We start from the raw sequence: 15696 nt of genomic DNA on the forward strand, positions 1-15696 counted from the left end.
GTCGGCCGCCGACGCGCCAACCTCCACCGGATCCGGGCTGATCCCGAAAGACTCCACCACCGGTCCTGCATCGTCGTACTCACAGGTGGTGGTGCGGACCTCGGTGGCGGTGTAGTCACAGATGTTGAGTCCGAAGCCCCCGTCGAGGACGTCGACCCCGTCGCCGCCAACGAGAATGTCGTCACCGACCCCGGCGTCCAGGTTGTCCGCGCCGGCGACTCCCCACAGCTCGTCTGCGCCGGCGCCGCCGGCGATGACGTCGGCGCCGGGGGTGCCGGTGATGACGTCCTCGCCGTCCCCGCCATCAATGTCCGCGCTGCCTCCGTCACCGCCGTCGAACTCGTCGTCGCCGTCGCCAAGGTCGACGTTCACGTCCGTGGCAGACTCCCCATCGACCACGTCGTCGCCGCCCAGGGCGTCGATGACGTCCTCGTCGCCATCCGTACCAGCTCCCCCGGTGAGATCGTCATTACCGGGGGTGCCCACGATCTCGTCACTGCCGACGCCTCCGTCAACGGTCGCCGACGCCCCTAGCGACCCATCGAAGTAGTCGTTCCCATCGCCCAGGAACGCAGTCATGACCTGGCCTGTCGCCATGATGACCCTGTCGTTCCCGGCGCCGGCTCGGACCAGGTCGGCGCCGCCGCCTCCACAAATGACGTCGTCGCCGTCCGTACCCACCAGGGTCTCGTCGGCAGCCGTGCCAACAATCGTGCAGGCGGCGCCCGGGGTAGCCGCGGCAGGCCCCGAGGGAACGAGCAAAGCCGCAGTCAGGGCCAGGAGAACCAAAGGGCGCGTCGAAATCATCGGTCTTCTCGATCTTCGTGAGTGGCGGCCGGAATCTCGGCCGAGGAATCCTCTCACCACCCCCGGCGCCACGCAGGCAAACCCGTCGAATGTGATCGACACCGCGGGGCGGCGGGACCCACCCGATGGAACTGGCTCTCTGGACAGCGGAGGCTGCGGGAACTCATGCACCGTTACTGACCGACAAGGAGGCTTCACACTCGGCGAGGCCCGGCCCCGACCCCGGACGGGGCCCACACCCACGCCCTCGACACGGCCGGCGCACAGCCGAAGCGCACTGAGTGCAGACCGGCCACCGTCCGGTCTAGCCTCGAGGTATCGGAAGTCCTAGTAACGAGGAGACGGCGACATGGTCAGGCTCTTGGGCATTCGTTCCCAGCGGCTTCGCCGCGGTGCCGGGGTGGTTGCGGCGATCGCGGTTCTCGCCACCGCGGCGCCGGCCGCGGCCGCGCAGATCCGGGGAACCTCCGGAGACGACCACCTGGTCGGGACCGCGCAGGGCGACAACATCCGGGCCTTAGCTGGCGACGACTTCGCCGCCGGCCGAGGCGGCATTGACGCGATCGGCGGCGGGCCAGGCAACGACGAGCTCCACGGTGGATTCGGAGGGGACGTCATTTCCGACTACGCCGGCCGGGACGCGATCTACGGTGAAGGCGATCGGGACTCCTTGAACCTTGGAGATGGTGCCGACCACGCCTGGGCGGGCGCCGGTCGCGACTACGTGGTGATGCGTAAGGACGGCCACGCTGACGTGGTGCGATGCGGGCCCGGCCGCGACCTAGTCCAGTACCTCAAGGGTCGCGACCCCGGGGACCGGTTCATCGGATGCGAGAAGGTCCAGCCGTACTCGCCCTGACCCCCAGGGGGCAGCAGCGTCGGTCATATCCGGCGTCACGCCGTGCTGCTGCAGGAACGCCCACCCCAGATCGCCCCTCCGAGCAGTGCCTCGCCGACGCCTAGGGGATGACGGCCTCCTGTCGCACCTCGGTCGATGCGGTCACCGCCGAGCGGCGTTGCCGAGGCTTGGGGAAGTCGTCCCAGTAGGCCGCGTACGGCGTCCGAAAGACGGGCCGAAATCGCAACATCTCGTTGGGGCGAGCGAAGACCGCTGCCGGGACGATGTACTGGATGCCCCGCAAGCCGGGCATCAGGTTCCAGTCGAACGCCCCGGGGCGGGCGAAGGCGACCTCCCGGCCCTTGGCGCTGCGCAGCGTAAAGATGCGGCGGTCCCAGGCGTCGCCGGTGTTGCTCGCCAGGCCAAACATGGTGCGGCATAGGCCGTCGGCCTCTAACCGGCCGACGGCTCGCTGCGCGGCCTCCAACGAGTTGTCGAGGCGGGGCAAATCCATGGCGGACGCCCGGTAGTGCATGTAGTCATTGCGAACCTCATGCACGGCCGCCGACTCCAAGGTGCTGCGGACATGACGGAGCGACTCGATGATTCGTTCGCGCGCCTTCGGAAGGAGGTCGAGGAACGGAACCGTGTGTGCGAACGGGAAGCTCTTGAGCGTGGTGGAGGCGGCGTAGCGGGGGTAGTCGCCAAGATCCCGGCGGTGCTCTGCCGCCTCACCCTGGAGGCGCTCCAGAAGATCTGCCAGGATCCCGAAGCCGCGAATCAGCGGATACAGCGTGTTCGCCTCCGCGAGCCGGATGACCTCGTCGCCGGCCTCACGTCGCGCCTCCTGCTCGTTGAGCCGGTCGAAGGATCTGGTTCGTTCTGCCGAGGGCTCGTAGGCGAAGGCTCGTTCCGCGGCCTGATGATCACTGATGAGCGCCCAGGTGGCGAAGGCCAAGGTGTCGTCGAGGAGGCGTTCGAGCTCGACGAAGTAGTTCACCGCCCTTGACCTCAGCTCACCGGCGTCGACGCGTGCACCGACGCCGGCGGTCTGTGCATAGCGCTTCAAGCGTCCATGGTGCTCCCAGAACTCGCGGTTAGGGTCGAGCAGCTCCTGGTGGTAAAACCCCAGCTTCCAGAGGATGGCCTCGACGAATACCGCGTCGTCGTTGAAGTCTTCGTAGTCGAGGCCCAGCTTCTCGCAGGCCAGGATCTGGTTCGTGCGTCGCGCAAGGATAAGGCGGGCTACCACGTCGTCCGGTGCGGCGGAGCGGACGAACTCCTCGAGCTGCTCGTGCGGGTCGTCGCCTTCCACGTGGCGCAACTGCCACTGCAGCTCGTCAATCTCCCCGTGGTCATCCATGCCGTACAGCGCCTCGACCAGCCGCTTGAGACGCATCGGCCCGAGCGCGAAATCATCGGAGGTGAAGCGGACTCCGAAGGGTGAGATCTCCGGGTAGGTGCCGAACGTGCCGTAGCCCATGCCGCGGTTGCTCATCAGGCGCCGCACCTCACCGGCCTCGACGTGGATGGCTGGGCCCGTCTGGCCGGGCTGGCCGCCCTTGACGATCAGCTTGTCCAGCCGGGTGAGGAGCAGATCGTTAGGCACGAGGAGCAGGAGTTGAATCAGCTGCGCCCGGCCCTGTTGCTCGGCGATGTCGTCGGCGCGACCAACCAAGCCGAGCGGCTCGACCAGCGCGCGCAGTGATCCGGCCGAGTTGTCCAGGACGTCGCTCAGCAGCGTCCGCAGCTCATCGTCGGCCAGCAGGTCCGTCAGGACTAGGATGAGCGGCTCGGAAGAACGATCGTCGAACCGTGATCCTTCGGTCCCCCCTACCTGCTCCAGAAGCTCGCCCCACTCGGACTCATCGGACCCGAACGAGTCGAGCACCTGCTCGAGCGTCGCCCAGTGCTCGTTGATGGGGGCGGTGTAGTCGCTGCTCAGTTGGCAGCGGTGCACAGCACCGCAGGTCAGCTCGCTGCAGTGGTACATCGGCACGGTCTTGACCGGCGCGAACCAGCGCCGCTCGGGGCTGCGCAACAGGCCGTAGGGCCCGGACACGAACGGCCCGGACTGGAATACACCGATGGGCAAGCCGTCGAGCAGCTTGAGCGTGTCCGCGTGCGACAGACTGTCGCGCGCCTCCTCGAAGAGCTCGGCCGCCCGGTCGTAGAGATCGCGCCCCGCGATGAACGGGAAGAGTAGGTCGCGGCCCCGCACCTGCTGGTCGACCCAAGCCCGGAGATCCTCGACCTTGGTCTTGTCCAAGTCGACGAGTGGCTCGCGGTGTATCAGTTGGATCAGGCACAACAGCCGAGCGTCCTTGGGGTTTGCGTCGTGCTTGGAGATGAGCTTGTTCATCACCTGGTTGCCGTGCTCCGTCAGGTGCACAATCCGCCCCAGATCGTCGGCGACCTTGTACTTCTCCTTGAGGATCGACCCGCGCAGGAAGTCCACGATCCGCTGCACCTCGAAGAGTGACTGCCGCCACGCCTGGTCCGGGTAGGCAGCAAGCAGCTCGTCTTTCGTGAGCCGGAGTGTCTCGGTAGGGATGGGATCCTCCTCCAACCGGCGGGCGAGCCCCGCGCTGCCCGGCCGGCGCGGTGAAGTATCTCAACCCGCATGCGGCGTGTACCGGTTTCGCGGTGATCGGGTCGCGTTGTTGCCCACTCGAGCGAGTCGCTACTGGGAGGGGAACCCGGGTCTGCTTCACAAACTGGGGCCGTGTCGCCTGAACGCCGAAGACTGCGGCGTACGAGCAGCCGGCTTGCGGGCGGCAGCGACGCAAATCCCGAATACGACCGAGCGGCTCCCGGTGACTCGGTAGCCTGCACCGGCCACGATCGAGGGGGCCATCATGACGGTACTGGACCAGGACGCCGCTGCACGGGCAGCCAGGCGCACCCACTGGGTTTTCATCGCGCTCTTCTGCGCGCCCGGGGTCGCGTTCGCAATCTGGTACTTGACCGCCCAAGCCGTCGACCTGAAGGCCGGCCACTACGGTTGCAGGCCCGAGAACCCGCTTGTCGTTGGGCATTTCTGGAAAGCCACAGTGGAAGATGGCCAGGTGGTCAACATGAAGTGGAACGGCTTCAGCCACGTCCGAGTGCGAGAGTTCTCGCTCGGAGCGCAGCACGGGGCCGACGAGTTCACCGCCAACGTCGATGGAACCGCGGCGACCTGCAAGTACCGCGGATAGCTGAGGCCCCACGCACGACGGGGCCCAGGCCGGGAGCGGCTCGGGCCTGGCCATCGCCAGTTGACCGGCGAGCGCGTCGACGCGTCTTTTGTTGACTCCTGTCTCCACTGAGGCAAGGTGACCCGCCTCGCATCGAGGGAGACTGGCATCGCCCGGGCGCTCCTTGCGTGACTACGCCGCAGGGGTCGACCGGGCCGCGGTCCACAAGGCCACGTCGAGGAGCCGTAGGTCGGTCTCGTCCAGCTGATAGCCGCGCGCCTGCAGCTCTGCGCGGAGCTCAGCCAGGCGGTGTGCCACGCGCGGCCCGGACATCAAGAAGGCGAAGACCTGGAGGTCGACGTCGAACTGCCCCAGGCCGCGGCCGGTGCGCAGCTTGTGGTCCTCGGCGAGGTAGGTGCAGACCAGGTTGTCGCGCACCGGGAAGAGCCACGGGCGCTTGCGTGCGCACAGCTTCGCGGCGAACACCCACCGGTTGCTGTCGCGGTCCTCGGTGGACAACAGGGTGCGGAAGTGATTGTGCAGGTCCCACATGGCGTTCGTGGCCGTGGCCACCTCGGGGTGGTTGGTGTCGAGAGCGGTGATCGACAGGCCATAGGGGATCTGGCTGAGGAGGTGGTGGGCGACGCGCCGGGGCTGTCCTACGTCGAGCAGTTGGCGCGCCGTCAGCTGCGGGATCTCGATGGAGAGCATGGAGACGGCCAGCAGGTCCGCAGCGCAGATCTCGTTCTCCGGGTTGGGGTCGATGGTGCTGACCAGAGCGCCGGCGAAGTGCCCCTCGGGCCGATAGTAGGCAGCCAGGCGCTCGAGAGCGTCGCCGTCGAGGGCCAACAGGGTGCGTTCCAGGGCGACCTCGAGAACGCGAGGCTCGACCGTCCGCCACCCGGCAGGCAACGGGTAGGTGCGGCCGGCCGCATAGGAACCCCGTTCCGGGCGAGCTGCGGTGGCCGGGGTCGGGTCTGCAGTGGGCATGCGTGGTGCCTTCCGAGGTAGTGGTCCGTCGCGGCGAAGCCAGGTCTGTGGACCGTAGCCCGAAGGTCCGGGCCGCGGTGGCGAAACGGCGGAGGGTGCCGCCCCGGTCGCGGCACCCGACGCTGTACCCGGTCGGGAAGTGGGAGGCGGATCATTGTGGGCGCATCAGGCTCATCGCCCAGCTCTCCAGTTGGTCCAAGTGCGCGGGGGTGAGACCTACCTCGGTGCGGGGGCTGAGTAGGAGTGGCTCTAGTCCACGGGAGGCGAGCCGGCGTCGTACCGCGCGGGGTCGGCCGCCTCGGAGGTCGTCGTCGCACCAGGCCAGGGCGAGCATCTCGGCGTGCTGGTCGAGCCAGGTCTCGAGTGCGGCCAGCTTCCACCACGTCCGGCCGCCCATGGGTGCCTGGGCAGGGTCGGCGACAGCCGGCCAGCCCCGGCCGGGGAACGGGTGCATCGCGGTGCGCATCTTGATGCTCCAGCTGGTCAGCCACCAGCAGGACAGGCCTGGGGTCTGGGCGAGGTCGTCCAGGCGAGCGCACAGCCTGGGTGAGACCAGGACGGGGCCGAACACGTTGCCGGCCGTGACGTCGTCGCCCCAGGCGGTGCGGCCGTGCACCGGTGAGACCACGCCGTCGACGTCGACGATGAGTGCCTTGCGGGGTGGGGGCATCAACGCCTCCCGGGCCCACCGCGTGACGGGTTCTGGGCGACGGGCCCCTGTTCGATCATGGTGACGGGCGTGGAGATGCGGTAGCCGGCCCCGGTAGGGCGTTCGTCCAGGATGAAGAGGGGCCTGCCGAGGCGGCACTGAACCAGGCCGGCGAGGCGTGCCCACTCTCCGTCGAAGGGAAGCAGGCTGATGTTTACGGCGGGTGCAGAGGGGCTAGATCCGTTGCCGGTGCCGGTGCCGGTGCCGGTGCCGGTGCCGGTGCCGGTGCCGGTGCCGGTGCCGGTGCCGGGGTGGCGGGCGATGCGGCGACCGTCCAGGTCGATCAGGTAGGTCGTGGCGCTCTCGGTGGTGACCTGCCAGCTGCCGCGGTCGCTGTCGCGCAGGACCTCCGGTTGCTCGGTCTCGCCGGGCCCGAGCAGTGTCGGCGGCGGCTCGAGGGCTTCATGCATGGTGCCGTTGAGCCTGTGGAGCCTGCGGCCCAGGGGCGTGTGTCCGGTCCAGCCGGGGGTGAGCAGGTCGAGCAGTTCCAGCCGAGCGGCCGCCTCGGCCGGGGAGATGTCGCTGCGCAGGCAGTCGAGGAAGACCCAGACCTTGGCCTCGTTCAGCCAGACGGGGCCCTGTCGTTCGAGGTGGGCCAGGACGTTGGCTCGGTAGTCGGGGCTCATGGCGCCGAGTCCGTGCCGGTGGGCGTGGATGTCGTACCACCAGGTGGCCTGGAGCAGGACACGCTTGTCGATGCACCCGGGCTCGTGCGACGTCGGGTCGTCGAAGTCGGTGTCGGCGGTCGGGGGCAGGTCCCCGGCTGCGAGCCGGAATGCTCGTGTGAGGTCGGGGTGGGTAGGCGTCGTCATCGGGGTCCCTCCTGCGAGCAGGTGGGCGGGTTGGTTGTGTCGGTCGCGGGGCGACCCGGCGGGGTCCGGGGCGGGGATGCGCGTGAGCGTGATTGCTTCACCTCCTTCGCGCTCGGATTGCGTCCCCGCCGCCCGGACCCGCGGTTGCGGTGCCGGTCGCCGTGTTGATTCCCTCTGTTGAGTTCGTGGGATCGGTGCCCCCGGTGGGCTGTGGCCGTCCGCCTCCCTTTCGTGAGGTCGCTGGGGCATCGTCCGGGCTGGCGGCCGGGGCGCAGTCGGTGCACGCCGGTGTGGTCGCGGACCGGTGTGTGCTCGCGTTCACGGCGTCTCGGCTCCCCGGTGCTGGTCGGCACCTGGTGTGGTGTCGGCCGCGGGGTGGAGGGGGCAGTCGGGGTGCACGGGCACCGGGACGGCGCGCCAGGAGACGGGCCGGGGAGTGCCGTCGCGACTGCGGAGTCGTGCGACGTACAGGTCCCCGCCCAGGCCCCGGAAGCCCAGCAACCGGCCGATCGCCACCCGGGAGGCGTGGTGGGCGATGGTGGCCAGGTCGGGGTTGGTGCCGGTGAACGAGGGGTCTGCGCAGCCCGGTGGGGTGATGGTGCCGGTGGGGTCGGCCGGTGGCACCGGCACCGCGTCGTCGAGGCGATGGTGCTGCAGGCAGGCCCAGCATCCGGTGGCCGGGGTGGCGAGGAAGACGCAGCCGCCCCAGGCCCCGGCGGTGGCGCTGAGGTGGAGGAAGTCCAAGCCGTGCGCCGCGCGCACGCCGGCCAGGTAGCGGGTCACGGCTGGTGCGGCGCTGGCGTCGATGACCAGGTCCGCGGTGCGCAGCCGCTGTTCCAGCTCGCGGCGGTGTGCTCGGCGGTGGTCGGAGAGGTCGAGGTGGCCCACGGTGAGGTCGAAGACCCGGAGGTGCGTGTCGGGGTGGCCGACGATCAGGTGGCTGGCCAGGGCCTCGGCCTTGGGGCGGCCGGCGGCGAACACCGGGGCGTACTGGCGACTGGCGGTGGCCACGTCCACCTGGTCGCCGTCGACGAGGTCGAGTCGGCCGATGCCGGTGCGGACCAGATCGATGGCCACGTGTGCGCCGAGGGCGCCGACGCCGACGATGACCGCGTGCCGGCTGGCTAGAGCCAGGGTCTCGGGGGTGCGGACCGCGGCCCCGTCACCGCCGACGTACTGGACGGGGAGTTAGCGGCAGTGTGGCTGGCCGTCGATGGTGAGGCGTTGGATCGCCACCCATTCCTCGGCCGCCTGGCGGTAGCCGCGTTCGCTGGGCACCAGCAGGCACAGGGTCTCGAGCACCTCGGGTGCCATGACCGCCTGGCCGTCGCGGCTTAGCGGGTCGTTGCCGTCGGGCGTGGTCAGCAGCGGGTCGTCGACGTCCAGGGGACACAGTCGTTCCTCGAGGCGTCGGTAGGTGGCCTCCGGCGGGTCGGCGGGGTCGAAGTCCGGGTCCCGTGCCCAGCGGCCGTAGGTGACGATCCGGAACGCGGGGTGCATGCGCTGGGCCGGGCCGGGGATGTCGATGCCGTGGCCGAGGATCCGCTCCACGAGCGCGGCGCCGAGCAGGTCGCCGGCTCGCAGCGCGTAGCGGACCACGAGTGCCCCCTCTGCGGTGCCGGGGTCGGGCTGCTGGTTCGGCATGATGACGGCGTCGGTGACCGTGGCGCCGGGGAGCAGGGCCATGATCGGCTCGGGGCGCGGGACCTCCAGGTCCGGTTCGGGGGGCGTGTCGCTGCTGGCGGCGCGCAGCAGTCGTGGCAGCTGGGTGGCCAGCAGGACCGCGACCGTGGTGTTCACCTGCCAGTCGTCGCTCTCGACCAAGCACAGCAGCCCGTGTGGGTTGCGGTGGCGCCGCAGTCGCAGCCGCTTGTCCCGGTCTGACACGGTGGGGGCGAAGAACGGGTACTGGGCCGGGAACCAGACCTCGAGTCTCAGCAGCTCAGGTGACAGGCGCGGTCCTTCGTGGGCCGCGCCGTCGTTCGGGCGAGCACCGTGTCGGCCAGGTTCGGGGGGAGGGGGTCGTCCACGCGCAGGACAACCCCGGCCGGCTGATGGGCGACCTCGTGGGTCCAGCCGGTGGCGTGCAGGGCCGCGAGCTCTTGGTGCCACCGGTCCGGGTAGTGCTCGGCCCACACCGGTGCGGGGGCCGGCGTCGGGTTCGGCTGTGGCGCGGCAGCGGCGCGAGTCTGGTGGGCATCGTCGCCTCCCTTGGTGTCAGCCGACCGGCGCCGGGTGCCCGGTCGGGCTCGGCGGCTGGTACGGCACGGGGTAGGTCTCGGTGATGGTTTCCTGGGTCTCCTCGGTGACCTCACGTCGCGAGACGGTGCGGCGGGTGACCCGGTGGCCCTCCGGGGTGCGCTCGTAGCTCGTCGCCATCTCTGGACGGCCCTCCGGCGCGGTCTCCGAGGCGTCGGCACGGGTGCCGCTCGGGGACGGCTGCTCCTCGGCGGAGCCCCCGGTGCCGGCGTTCTCGCTCGCGGCGATCTCGGGAGCCTGTCCGGTGTTCTCGGGCTGGGTGTTCTCGGGCATGACCTTCTCCTTCGCGTGGGTGTACTGGGATAGCTCGCCGGCCCAGGTGGGGCGGCGAGGGCGGGACGAGACCGGTCAGGCCAGCCGGTCTGTGGCGAAGAGGCCTCTGCCGGTGGCGGGCTGGTCCTGTTCGGCGGCTCGGTGTTCGGCGAGGGCGTTGTTGAGCAGGGTGAAGCAGTAGAGGTCGATCAGGCCGCGTCGCCAGCCCAGGCTCATGGCGCGGTCGACGAGCAGGGTGCGCTTGAAGTTGGAGTGGAAGTTCTCGGCGTCGGAGCGGATCCCGGCGAGCCGGAGTGCGTCGGGGTCGCCGGTGGGCAGGACTCGGAGCTGTTCGGGTCGCCGGGTGTCTCCCGGCTCGGCGGTCTTCTCGGGGTGGGGGCTGAGCCAGACGGTGAAGGTCTCGTAGGGGCAGGCGAGCTGGTAGCCGACGTTGAAGTGGTAGTGGCCGTCCTTGCGGCGCTGCCGCTTGACGTGGCTGCGGGTCAGGGTGCGCGTCACGACGGGGTCGCCGCGGTCGTCGAGGTCGATCTCGACGACGTTGCCGCCGGCGGCGGCGATGTGGTGGACGCACCGCCGGGTGGGCAGGTCGTGGGTGACGGTGCCGAGCGGGAGGCTGCGCGCGCGGTGCCCCTGGGGGGTCTTGACCAGGGTCAGGGCCTCGGGGTCGTCGCTGGTGCTGTCGGCGTGCTGCTTGGCGAGGACGAGGTACCCGTAGTTGCGCATGATGTCCTCGATGTGGACGCCACGCAGGGCGCCGTCGTACACGACGAGCTGGATCCCGGTGCCGGCCGCGCGGTGGACGTCGCGGAGCAGGTCGACGGCGGTGGCGGCCTCGGCGCCGGGCACGGGGATGTGGCCGGCGGCCAGGTCGATGCGCTCGTAGGGGTGCGGGCCACGGGCATGCCAGCACACGTAGCCGTGGGTGAGCACCGGGCCGCCTCGGCCGTGGTGCTGCTGCAGGTCGGGGTCGAAGCGGTGGACCGGCTGGGAGTTCAGTTGGCTGGTGCGGGGGTCGGGGTAGGCGGTCGTGGTGGTGCCGTCGTCGTTGTCCAGCAGGCGCGTCTCCGGGGGCCGGTACAGCGGGCGGACCAGGGTGCCGTCGCCGTAGACGACCCGGGTTTGGTCGGGGTGGGTCAGCGAGCCGGGGCCGTGCGGGTCCAGCAGACCGATCCGGTTGGCGGCGGCGACCGCGATCGGAGGGAACTCTCGCCCCAGTAGGGCGAGGCCCTCGTCGGTGCCCAGGTGGCGGTCGCGCAGGAATCGCCAGTGGTCCCACTTCGGTGGGCGCGGCCCTGGGGGTGGCAGCTCGAGGTGCTGGTCAGCGATGGTCTTGATCATCAGGGCTCGCACTGCGGTCCAGGTGTTGCGGTCGGCGAGGTCGAGCTCGACGCGGATGCCCGAGCGCAGGACGCGGGCCATCACGCCGTAGGCCAGGACGACGTAGGCGGGGTTGGCCATTCGCTTTCGGCCGCGGTGGTCGGGCTCGATGGTCCGGGCGAGCTCGTAGAGGCTCGGTGAGGTCAGGACGGCCCTGACCCGGGTCCAGGTGTTGTAGTGGTCGCGGCTCATGGCGCGGCCCTCCAGTCCAGCGCGATGTCGGCGGCCACCATGTCCAGGCTGCGGGCGCCCATCCGGCGGGCAACCTGTTCCACCGGCATGCCGGCCTCGTAGAGCCGCCGGCCGGCCCAGTTGCGCACCGAGGCGGGGCGTACGTCGGGTTCCTCCGCCAGTCCGGAGAGCTGCAGCACCCCGCCCAGCGCGTTGCAGACCGCGGACTGGGCGTGGGTGCCGCCGGGGAGCGCCCGGCCGCGGTAGGTCAGCAGCGTCGCCGGGGAGGCGCTGCGTTGGGCGAGCTGCTCGAGCTGGCGGGCGATGATGCGGCTCCCCCAGTCGCTGAGCTCGCCGAGCCGCGGGTCGTGTCGGCGGGTCCCGGGCAGCCGGACCCAGCGCGGGTCGGTGGGGTGGTCGACGTCGCCGATCCGGATCGTGGAGATCTCGCTGGAGACCGCGGTGGTCTCCCCCAGCGCCCAGCACACCGCCCGGTGCAGGGACCTTCCGCCGGCCGCACCCATGCGTGAGGTGGCCCGGCACAGGGTGATCTCGACGTCGGTGAGCGGCCGCGCCGCGGCGTTGCTGCGCGTGGGCAGCCGCACGTCCAGCGAGGGGTCCCCGATCTCGTAGCCCAGCTCCCGCAGGGTCCGGAAGAACATCCGGATGGCGGATCGTCGCGAGTGCCGGGTGGTCAGCGAGGGCGGACCGCCCTCGTGGGTGGCGGCGTCGACGAACCCCTGGCAGTGCTCATGGTCGATCTGTCCGGCTTCCTGGATGCCTTGCTGGTCCAGTCGGCGAGCGAACCGGGACACGGTCTCCCCGCACTTCTCCAAGGTCGCGGGGGTAAACGCGTCCTCCTCGGCCCACCGGCGTCGGACCAGCTCGGCCAGCGCGGGAAGACTGGTGGGGCGGAAGGTGTCTTCGGGGTCTGACATGGCGTTCTCCTCGCCCTCGACGCTAGGCACACGGGCTCGGCGATGTCAGCGGGCGAACGACCCGGGAACGCGCCCTGTCCCTCCGCAGAACGACGAGACCCCGGGTTCCTGCGGGGCACCTAGACCCCGGCTGCTTCTTGGTCCGAGCGCACTCTGAAGACAGAGTTAGAACACCAGTTCGATCGTGCGGCATCATGTTCACATGGCGGGCGGGATGAACAAGCGAGGCAGCTACGGCTCCATGGCCGACCGCGTCGCCCGCAGCCAGGAGGCCGCGACCGGCCCACCGGGCCCTGACCCTGGGCCGCTTTCCATCAAGCATTGCTGGGTCACCACCGGCGCCGGTCACCATGCAGGCCTGCTCCTCGAGTGGCGCAACGTCGCCGGCACCTGGGAAGGCCGGGTCGTCCACCCCGTCCTTGACCCGGACGGCTGGGTTCTTGTAGAGGAGTGGCTCCCCGCGGGCCTGCTCGATCCCGTGTGAGAAGTCCGAGCAGTTCGCCTACTCGGCGCCGTCAGCAACCGTGACGAACTACCCCCTGGTTGCCTCAGCGCGCTCCTCTGGATGAGCCTCGGTGGAGGCGGCAGGCCACAAGATCGTCGACGCGATCGAGTTCCCGGCCGCGGGTCGCTCGAGTCGGGGAACGGCGCCACGCCACCCCATCGAAACGACCTCCGAGACCAGCAGCGCACCGGTCAACGCGATGGCCCCACGACCAGGATCTGGGAGCGCCACGAGGACCTACGGACAGCTCAGCTGGGCATCCGTCCGATCGTGCCGACGGGTGCCGGTGCCGCACTCGGCACGCCTCTGTAGCTCGGGAGCAGCGGCCTCCTACGTTGCGGGCCGCAGGTTCGACTCCTGCCGAAGGCGCCAGCAACCACGCCAGCACGCACACCCGCACTCGGCGCGCCCGATGCAATCGGGGACGCGCCGTGACGGTCAGGAGCGGCGGTCAGGGACGCCGGATAGCGATGGTCTTGGTGGCCGGTGCCGCGGTCGCGCTCCCGGTGTAGGTGACCGTCAGCTGCTTGACGGTCTTCTTGACTGTGACCTGAACGGTCCTGCTGGCCGGCGCGGTGGTGACCGAGTACGTCTTGAGCGTCTTGCCTGCGGCGGCGATGGACACCTTTCCGCGCGGCTTGGTGACGCCCGGCGTGGACAACTTGACGGTGACGGCCGCCTGGGTTCCGGTCGTCTTCGCGGAGCCGGTCAGGGCCGACTTCGCCAGGACCCGGACGGCCTGGGACGTGGTCGTGGTGGCGCTAGACCCGAAGGTGGCGTACTCCTGGAACCGGAGCACGGTGCCGACGTCCTCGGCGGTCACCCGGTAGGTCTCCGCGTTCCCGGCGGCCGAACCGTTGCGTGACCAGCGCCTCTCCGTGCTGTCGGGGGTGGTGTTGAACGTGGCCGGCTTGTAGCGCAGCAACTGGCCGGGCACCGCAGTCCCGCGGATCGTCGGCGGGTGCGTGGCCGTGAACGGGACCCGGCTGATGCCGGTGCTCGAGGCCGCGCCCTGCCATCCAGCCTTCGAGGCGACGGCGTACACGGTCTGCCCCTGGCCGTCCCAGCTGTCGGCCCAGTCGATGGGGGTGACGCCGCTGACGTCGCCGGTCACGGTTGCGACGTGCCAGGCGTAGCCGCCGCCGTCGATGTACACGTCGACCTGGTCGGGGGTCTGCGACCACGTCGGCAGCTGCACCGCCATAGGCTTGCCCCGGACCTGATTCGCGACCTGGAGCTGGCCGGTCGCGGCGAGCCGCCGGTCGGCGGCGTAGCTCATCGGGAACTCTCCGAGCCGGTCGTCGCTGGTGTCGCCGAACAGGCTGTAGTTGGACGCGGCGGTCCGGTCGGTGGTGACCTCGTTGGCGAAGCCGCGAAGCCATACGGTGTCGATGCCGTCGCCGTCGACGCGGACCTGGACGTCGGGCGTGTTCTCGGACAGGCCGGGCAGCCGGACCCAGCCGTCGGCGTTGGTGACGGCCTGGCTCATCAGCGTGTCCCCGTGCCAGGCGGTGACGTCGAGGCCCGCGACGCCCGGGCGGCCACCGGAGCCGATCCAGATGGGCTGAACCAGCCGGGCCTGGATGCCCAGGCCGCCGGGCAACCGCACGGCGGGTCCGGTGCGGGTCCCGCCGGGCAGGGTGGTGGTGAAGGTCGCCTGGTCGGGAGTGTCGACGTCGCCGAGGAACGCGGGCGTGAAGTACTTGCTGGACCCGGAGTAGGTCAGGTCGACGCCGGCCGGGACGCCGACGGTGAAACCGGAGGAGGGACCCGAGTAGATCGGGCCGGACGTCTCCATCTCCACCGGCACGGTCTGGCCGTGGTCGCGCGCGTAGACGATGACCTGACCGGACAGCGGCCCGCCGAACGAGTTCGCGAGCGACCCGGTCAGGGTGCCGGACGCGGGCGCGTTGATGTCCACACCGGTGACGGTCGCGCCGGACTCGACGTTCAGCGGGGTCGCGGTCTGCTGGTTGAACGCGTCGCCGTAGTAGACGCGGTAGCGCCGGTAGGCGGTCGGGCCGGTGTACACGTACACCTTGACCGGCTGCAGGGTGGACAGGTTGTAGGTGAACGTCCCCGTGGAGGTCGTGTAGGCGACCTTGGTGGACTCGGGCACCCAGATGCCGTTGAGGAGCTTCAGGACCCGGACCTGGGCCGATTTCGCTGGGACTCCGGCGATCCGGATGGTGCCCTGCAGGTTGCCGCCGCGGCTGAGGGTGACCGGGTCCAGGGCGACCGGGGTGTCGTCGGCCAACTCCACGGCCGTTGCGGTGTTGCGTTCCTCCCCGCCGCCATACCAGATGGCCACGTACCCGGGCGCGGAGAACTGGACCTCGTAGGAGCCGTAGTCCAGGCCGGAGATGGTGAACGACCCGTCCGTGGTGGTCGTTGCGACGACCGCGGCGGCCGAGGAGCCGGTCGGGTAGACAGTGATGGTCGCGCCGGACACGCCGGCGCTGCCGGTCAGGGTCGCGGTGCCGGCCGCGGTCGCGGGGACCGCGACGAGTACCAGCGCGGCCAGGACGGCGGCGAGTGCGCCGATGGTGGCCGCGGATAGGACTTTCAGGCGTAGCACAGCGATCCCCCGTGTGACTGTGGTCGGCCGCGGGCTCGGCCGTCGGCCGAATCGTAGTCGGCGGGCCCGCGTCCACGAAAACGCGGATCCGTCTCCCGAGGCCACCGGAGCTGGGGAGTCCGCCGGCGCCGCGCTCAAGCAAGACGTGCTGAAGGTGGAGTTCGGCGAGGACCTGCATCCGGCCACGGCCGACCCCGGTCCGCACGCCCGGACGTGAGGTGACTGCGCAAAAGAGCGAACGACGCACCTTCCAGATCGTG

At 70.3% G+C, this 15696-nt stretch carries 14 protein-coding genes and 1 tRNA gene; 4 read left to right on the plus strand and 11 right to left on the minus strand.

The genetic code is table 11. The features are described from left to right. A partial coding sequence (locus ACFO9I_RS12125) for a calcium-binding protein (protein WP_379181149.1) occupies window positions 1–807 on the minus strand: 807 nt, incomplete at its 3' end. Between the two features lie 349 nt (window positions 808–1156). On the opposite strand from ACFO9I_RS12125, the gene ACFO9I_RS12130 reads away from it, so the two are divergent. Then, window positions 1157–1666 carry a calcium-binding protein gene (locus ACFO9I_RS12130; RefSeq protein WP_379181151.1) on the plus strand — a complete coding sequence of 170 codons (510 nt, stop codon included), beginning with the start codon at window positions 1157–1159 and terminating at the stop codon, window positions 1664–1666. 100 nt (window positions 1667–1766) lie between these two features. On the opposite strand, the gene ACFO9I_RS12135 is transcribed toward ACFO9I_RS12130, so the two are convergent. Then, window positions 1767–4115 (minus strand): hypothetical protein, encoded by a 2349-nt coding sequence (locus tag ACFO9I_RS12135; RefSeq protein WP_379181153.1) that lies wholly within the window; start codon window positions 4113–4115, stop codon window positions 1767–1769. 388 nt (window positions 4116–4503) lie between these two features. Between ACFO9I_RS12135 and ACFO9I_RS12140 the strand changes: the two genes are divergently transcribed. Beyond that, window positions 4504–4845 (plus strand): hypothetical protein, encoded by a 342-nt coding sequence (locus ACFO9I_RS12140; RefSeq protein WP_379181155.1) that lies wholly within the window; start codon window positions 4504–4506, stop codon window positions 4843–4845. 171 nt (window positions 4846–5016) lie between these two features. On the opposite strand, the gene ACFO9I_RS12145 is transcribed toward ACFO9I_RS12140, so the two are convergent. From ACFO9I_RS12145 to ACFO9I_RS12180, 8 genes are all read right to left on the minus strand, one after another. Beyond that, the gene (locus ACFO9I_RS12145; protein ID WP_379181157.1) at window positions 5017–5814 is read right to left on the minus strand and encodes a DUF6308 family protein; all 798 of its coding nucleotides are present in this window, start codon (window positions 5812–5814) and stop codon (window positions 5017–5019) included. 151 nt (window positions 5815–5965) lie between these two features. Beyond that, window positions 5966–6484: an HAD domain-containing protein gene (locus ACFO9I_RS12150; RefSeq protein WP_379181159.1), complete on the minus strand. Its 519-nt coding sequence runs from the start codon at window positions 6482–6484 to the stop codon at window positions 5966–5968. Beyond that, entirely contained in the window at window positions 6484–7335 is an 852-nt protein-coding gene (locus ACFO9I_RS12155; protein ID WP_379181161.1) for a hypothetical protein, read from the minus strand. The genes ACFO9I_RS12150 and ACFO9I_RS12155 overlap by 1 nt, the downstream gene beginning before the upstream one ends. Window positions 7336–7653: 318 nt before the next feature. Next, the gene (locus tag ACFO9I_RS12160; protein WP_379181712.1) at window positions 7654–8469 is read right to left on the minus strand and encodes a ThiF family adenylyltransferase; all 816 of its coding nucleotides are present in this window, start codon (window positions 8467–8469) and stop codon (window positions 7654–7656) included. 54 nt (window positions 8470–8523) lie between these two features. Continuing rightward, a complete protein-coding gene (locus ACFO9I_RS12165) occupies window positions 8524–9222 on the minus strand; it encodes a hypothetical protein (RefSeq protein WP_379181163.1) in 699 nt (232 codons plus the stop codon). Between the two features lie 330 nt (window positions 9223–9552). Continuing rightward, a complete protein-coding gene (locus ACFO9I_RS12170) occupies window positions 9553–9867 on the minus strand; it encodes a hypothetical protein (RefSeq protein ID WP_379181165.1) in 315 nt (104 codons plus the stop codon). Between the two features lie 75 nt (window positions 9868–9942). Continuing rightward, window positions 9943–11436 carry a hypothetical protein gene (locus ACFO9I_RS12175; protein WP_379181167.1) on the minus strand — a complete coding sequence of 498 codons (1494 nt, stop codon included), beginning with the start codon at window positions 11434–11436 and terminating at the stop codon, window positions 9943–9945. After that, window positions 11433–12353, minus strand: a complete 921-nt coding sequence (locus ACFO9I_RS12180; protein WP_379181169.1) for a tyrosine-type recombinase/integrase — start codon at window positions 12351–12353, stop codon at window positions 11433–11435. The genes ACFO9I_RS12175 and ACFO9I_RS12180 overlap by 4 nt, the downstream gene beginning before the upstream one ends. A gap of 202 nt (window positions 12354–12555) precedes the next feature. On the opposite strand from ACFO9I_RS12180, the gene ACFO9I_RS12185 reads away from it, so the two are divergent. Beyond that, complete coding sequence (locus tag ACFO9I_RS12185) at window positions 12556–12837, plus strand: hypothetical protein (RefSeq protein WP_379181171.1); 282 nt, start codon at window positions 12556–12558, stop codon at window positions 12835–12837. Window positions 12838–13160: 323 nt separating this feature from the next. Then, window positions 13161–13230: transfer RNA gene (locus ACFO9I_RS12190), tRNA-Arg, on the plus strand. 79 nt (window positions 13231–13309) lie between these two features. Here ACFO9I_RS12190 and ACFO9I_RS12195 read toward each other — a convergent pair. Next, window positions 13310–15436 (minus strand): carboxypeptidase-like regulatory domain-containing protein, encoded by a 2127-nt coding sequence (locus ACFO9I_RS12195; RefSeq protein WP_379181173.1) that lies wholly within the window; start codon window positions 15434–15436, stop codon window positions 13310–13312. Window positions 15437–15696: the final 260 nt, after the last annotated feature.

This window comes from Nocardioides sp. GCM10023255, from assembly GCF_042653125.1.
In the GTDB taxonomy this organism is placed as follows: domain Bacteria; phylum Actinomycetota; class Actinomycetes; order Propionibacteriales; family Nocardioidaceae; genus Nocardioides.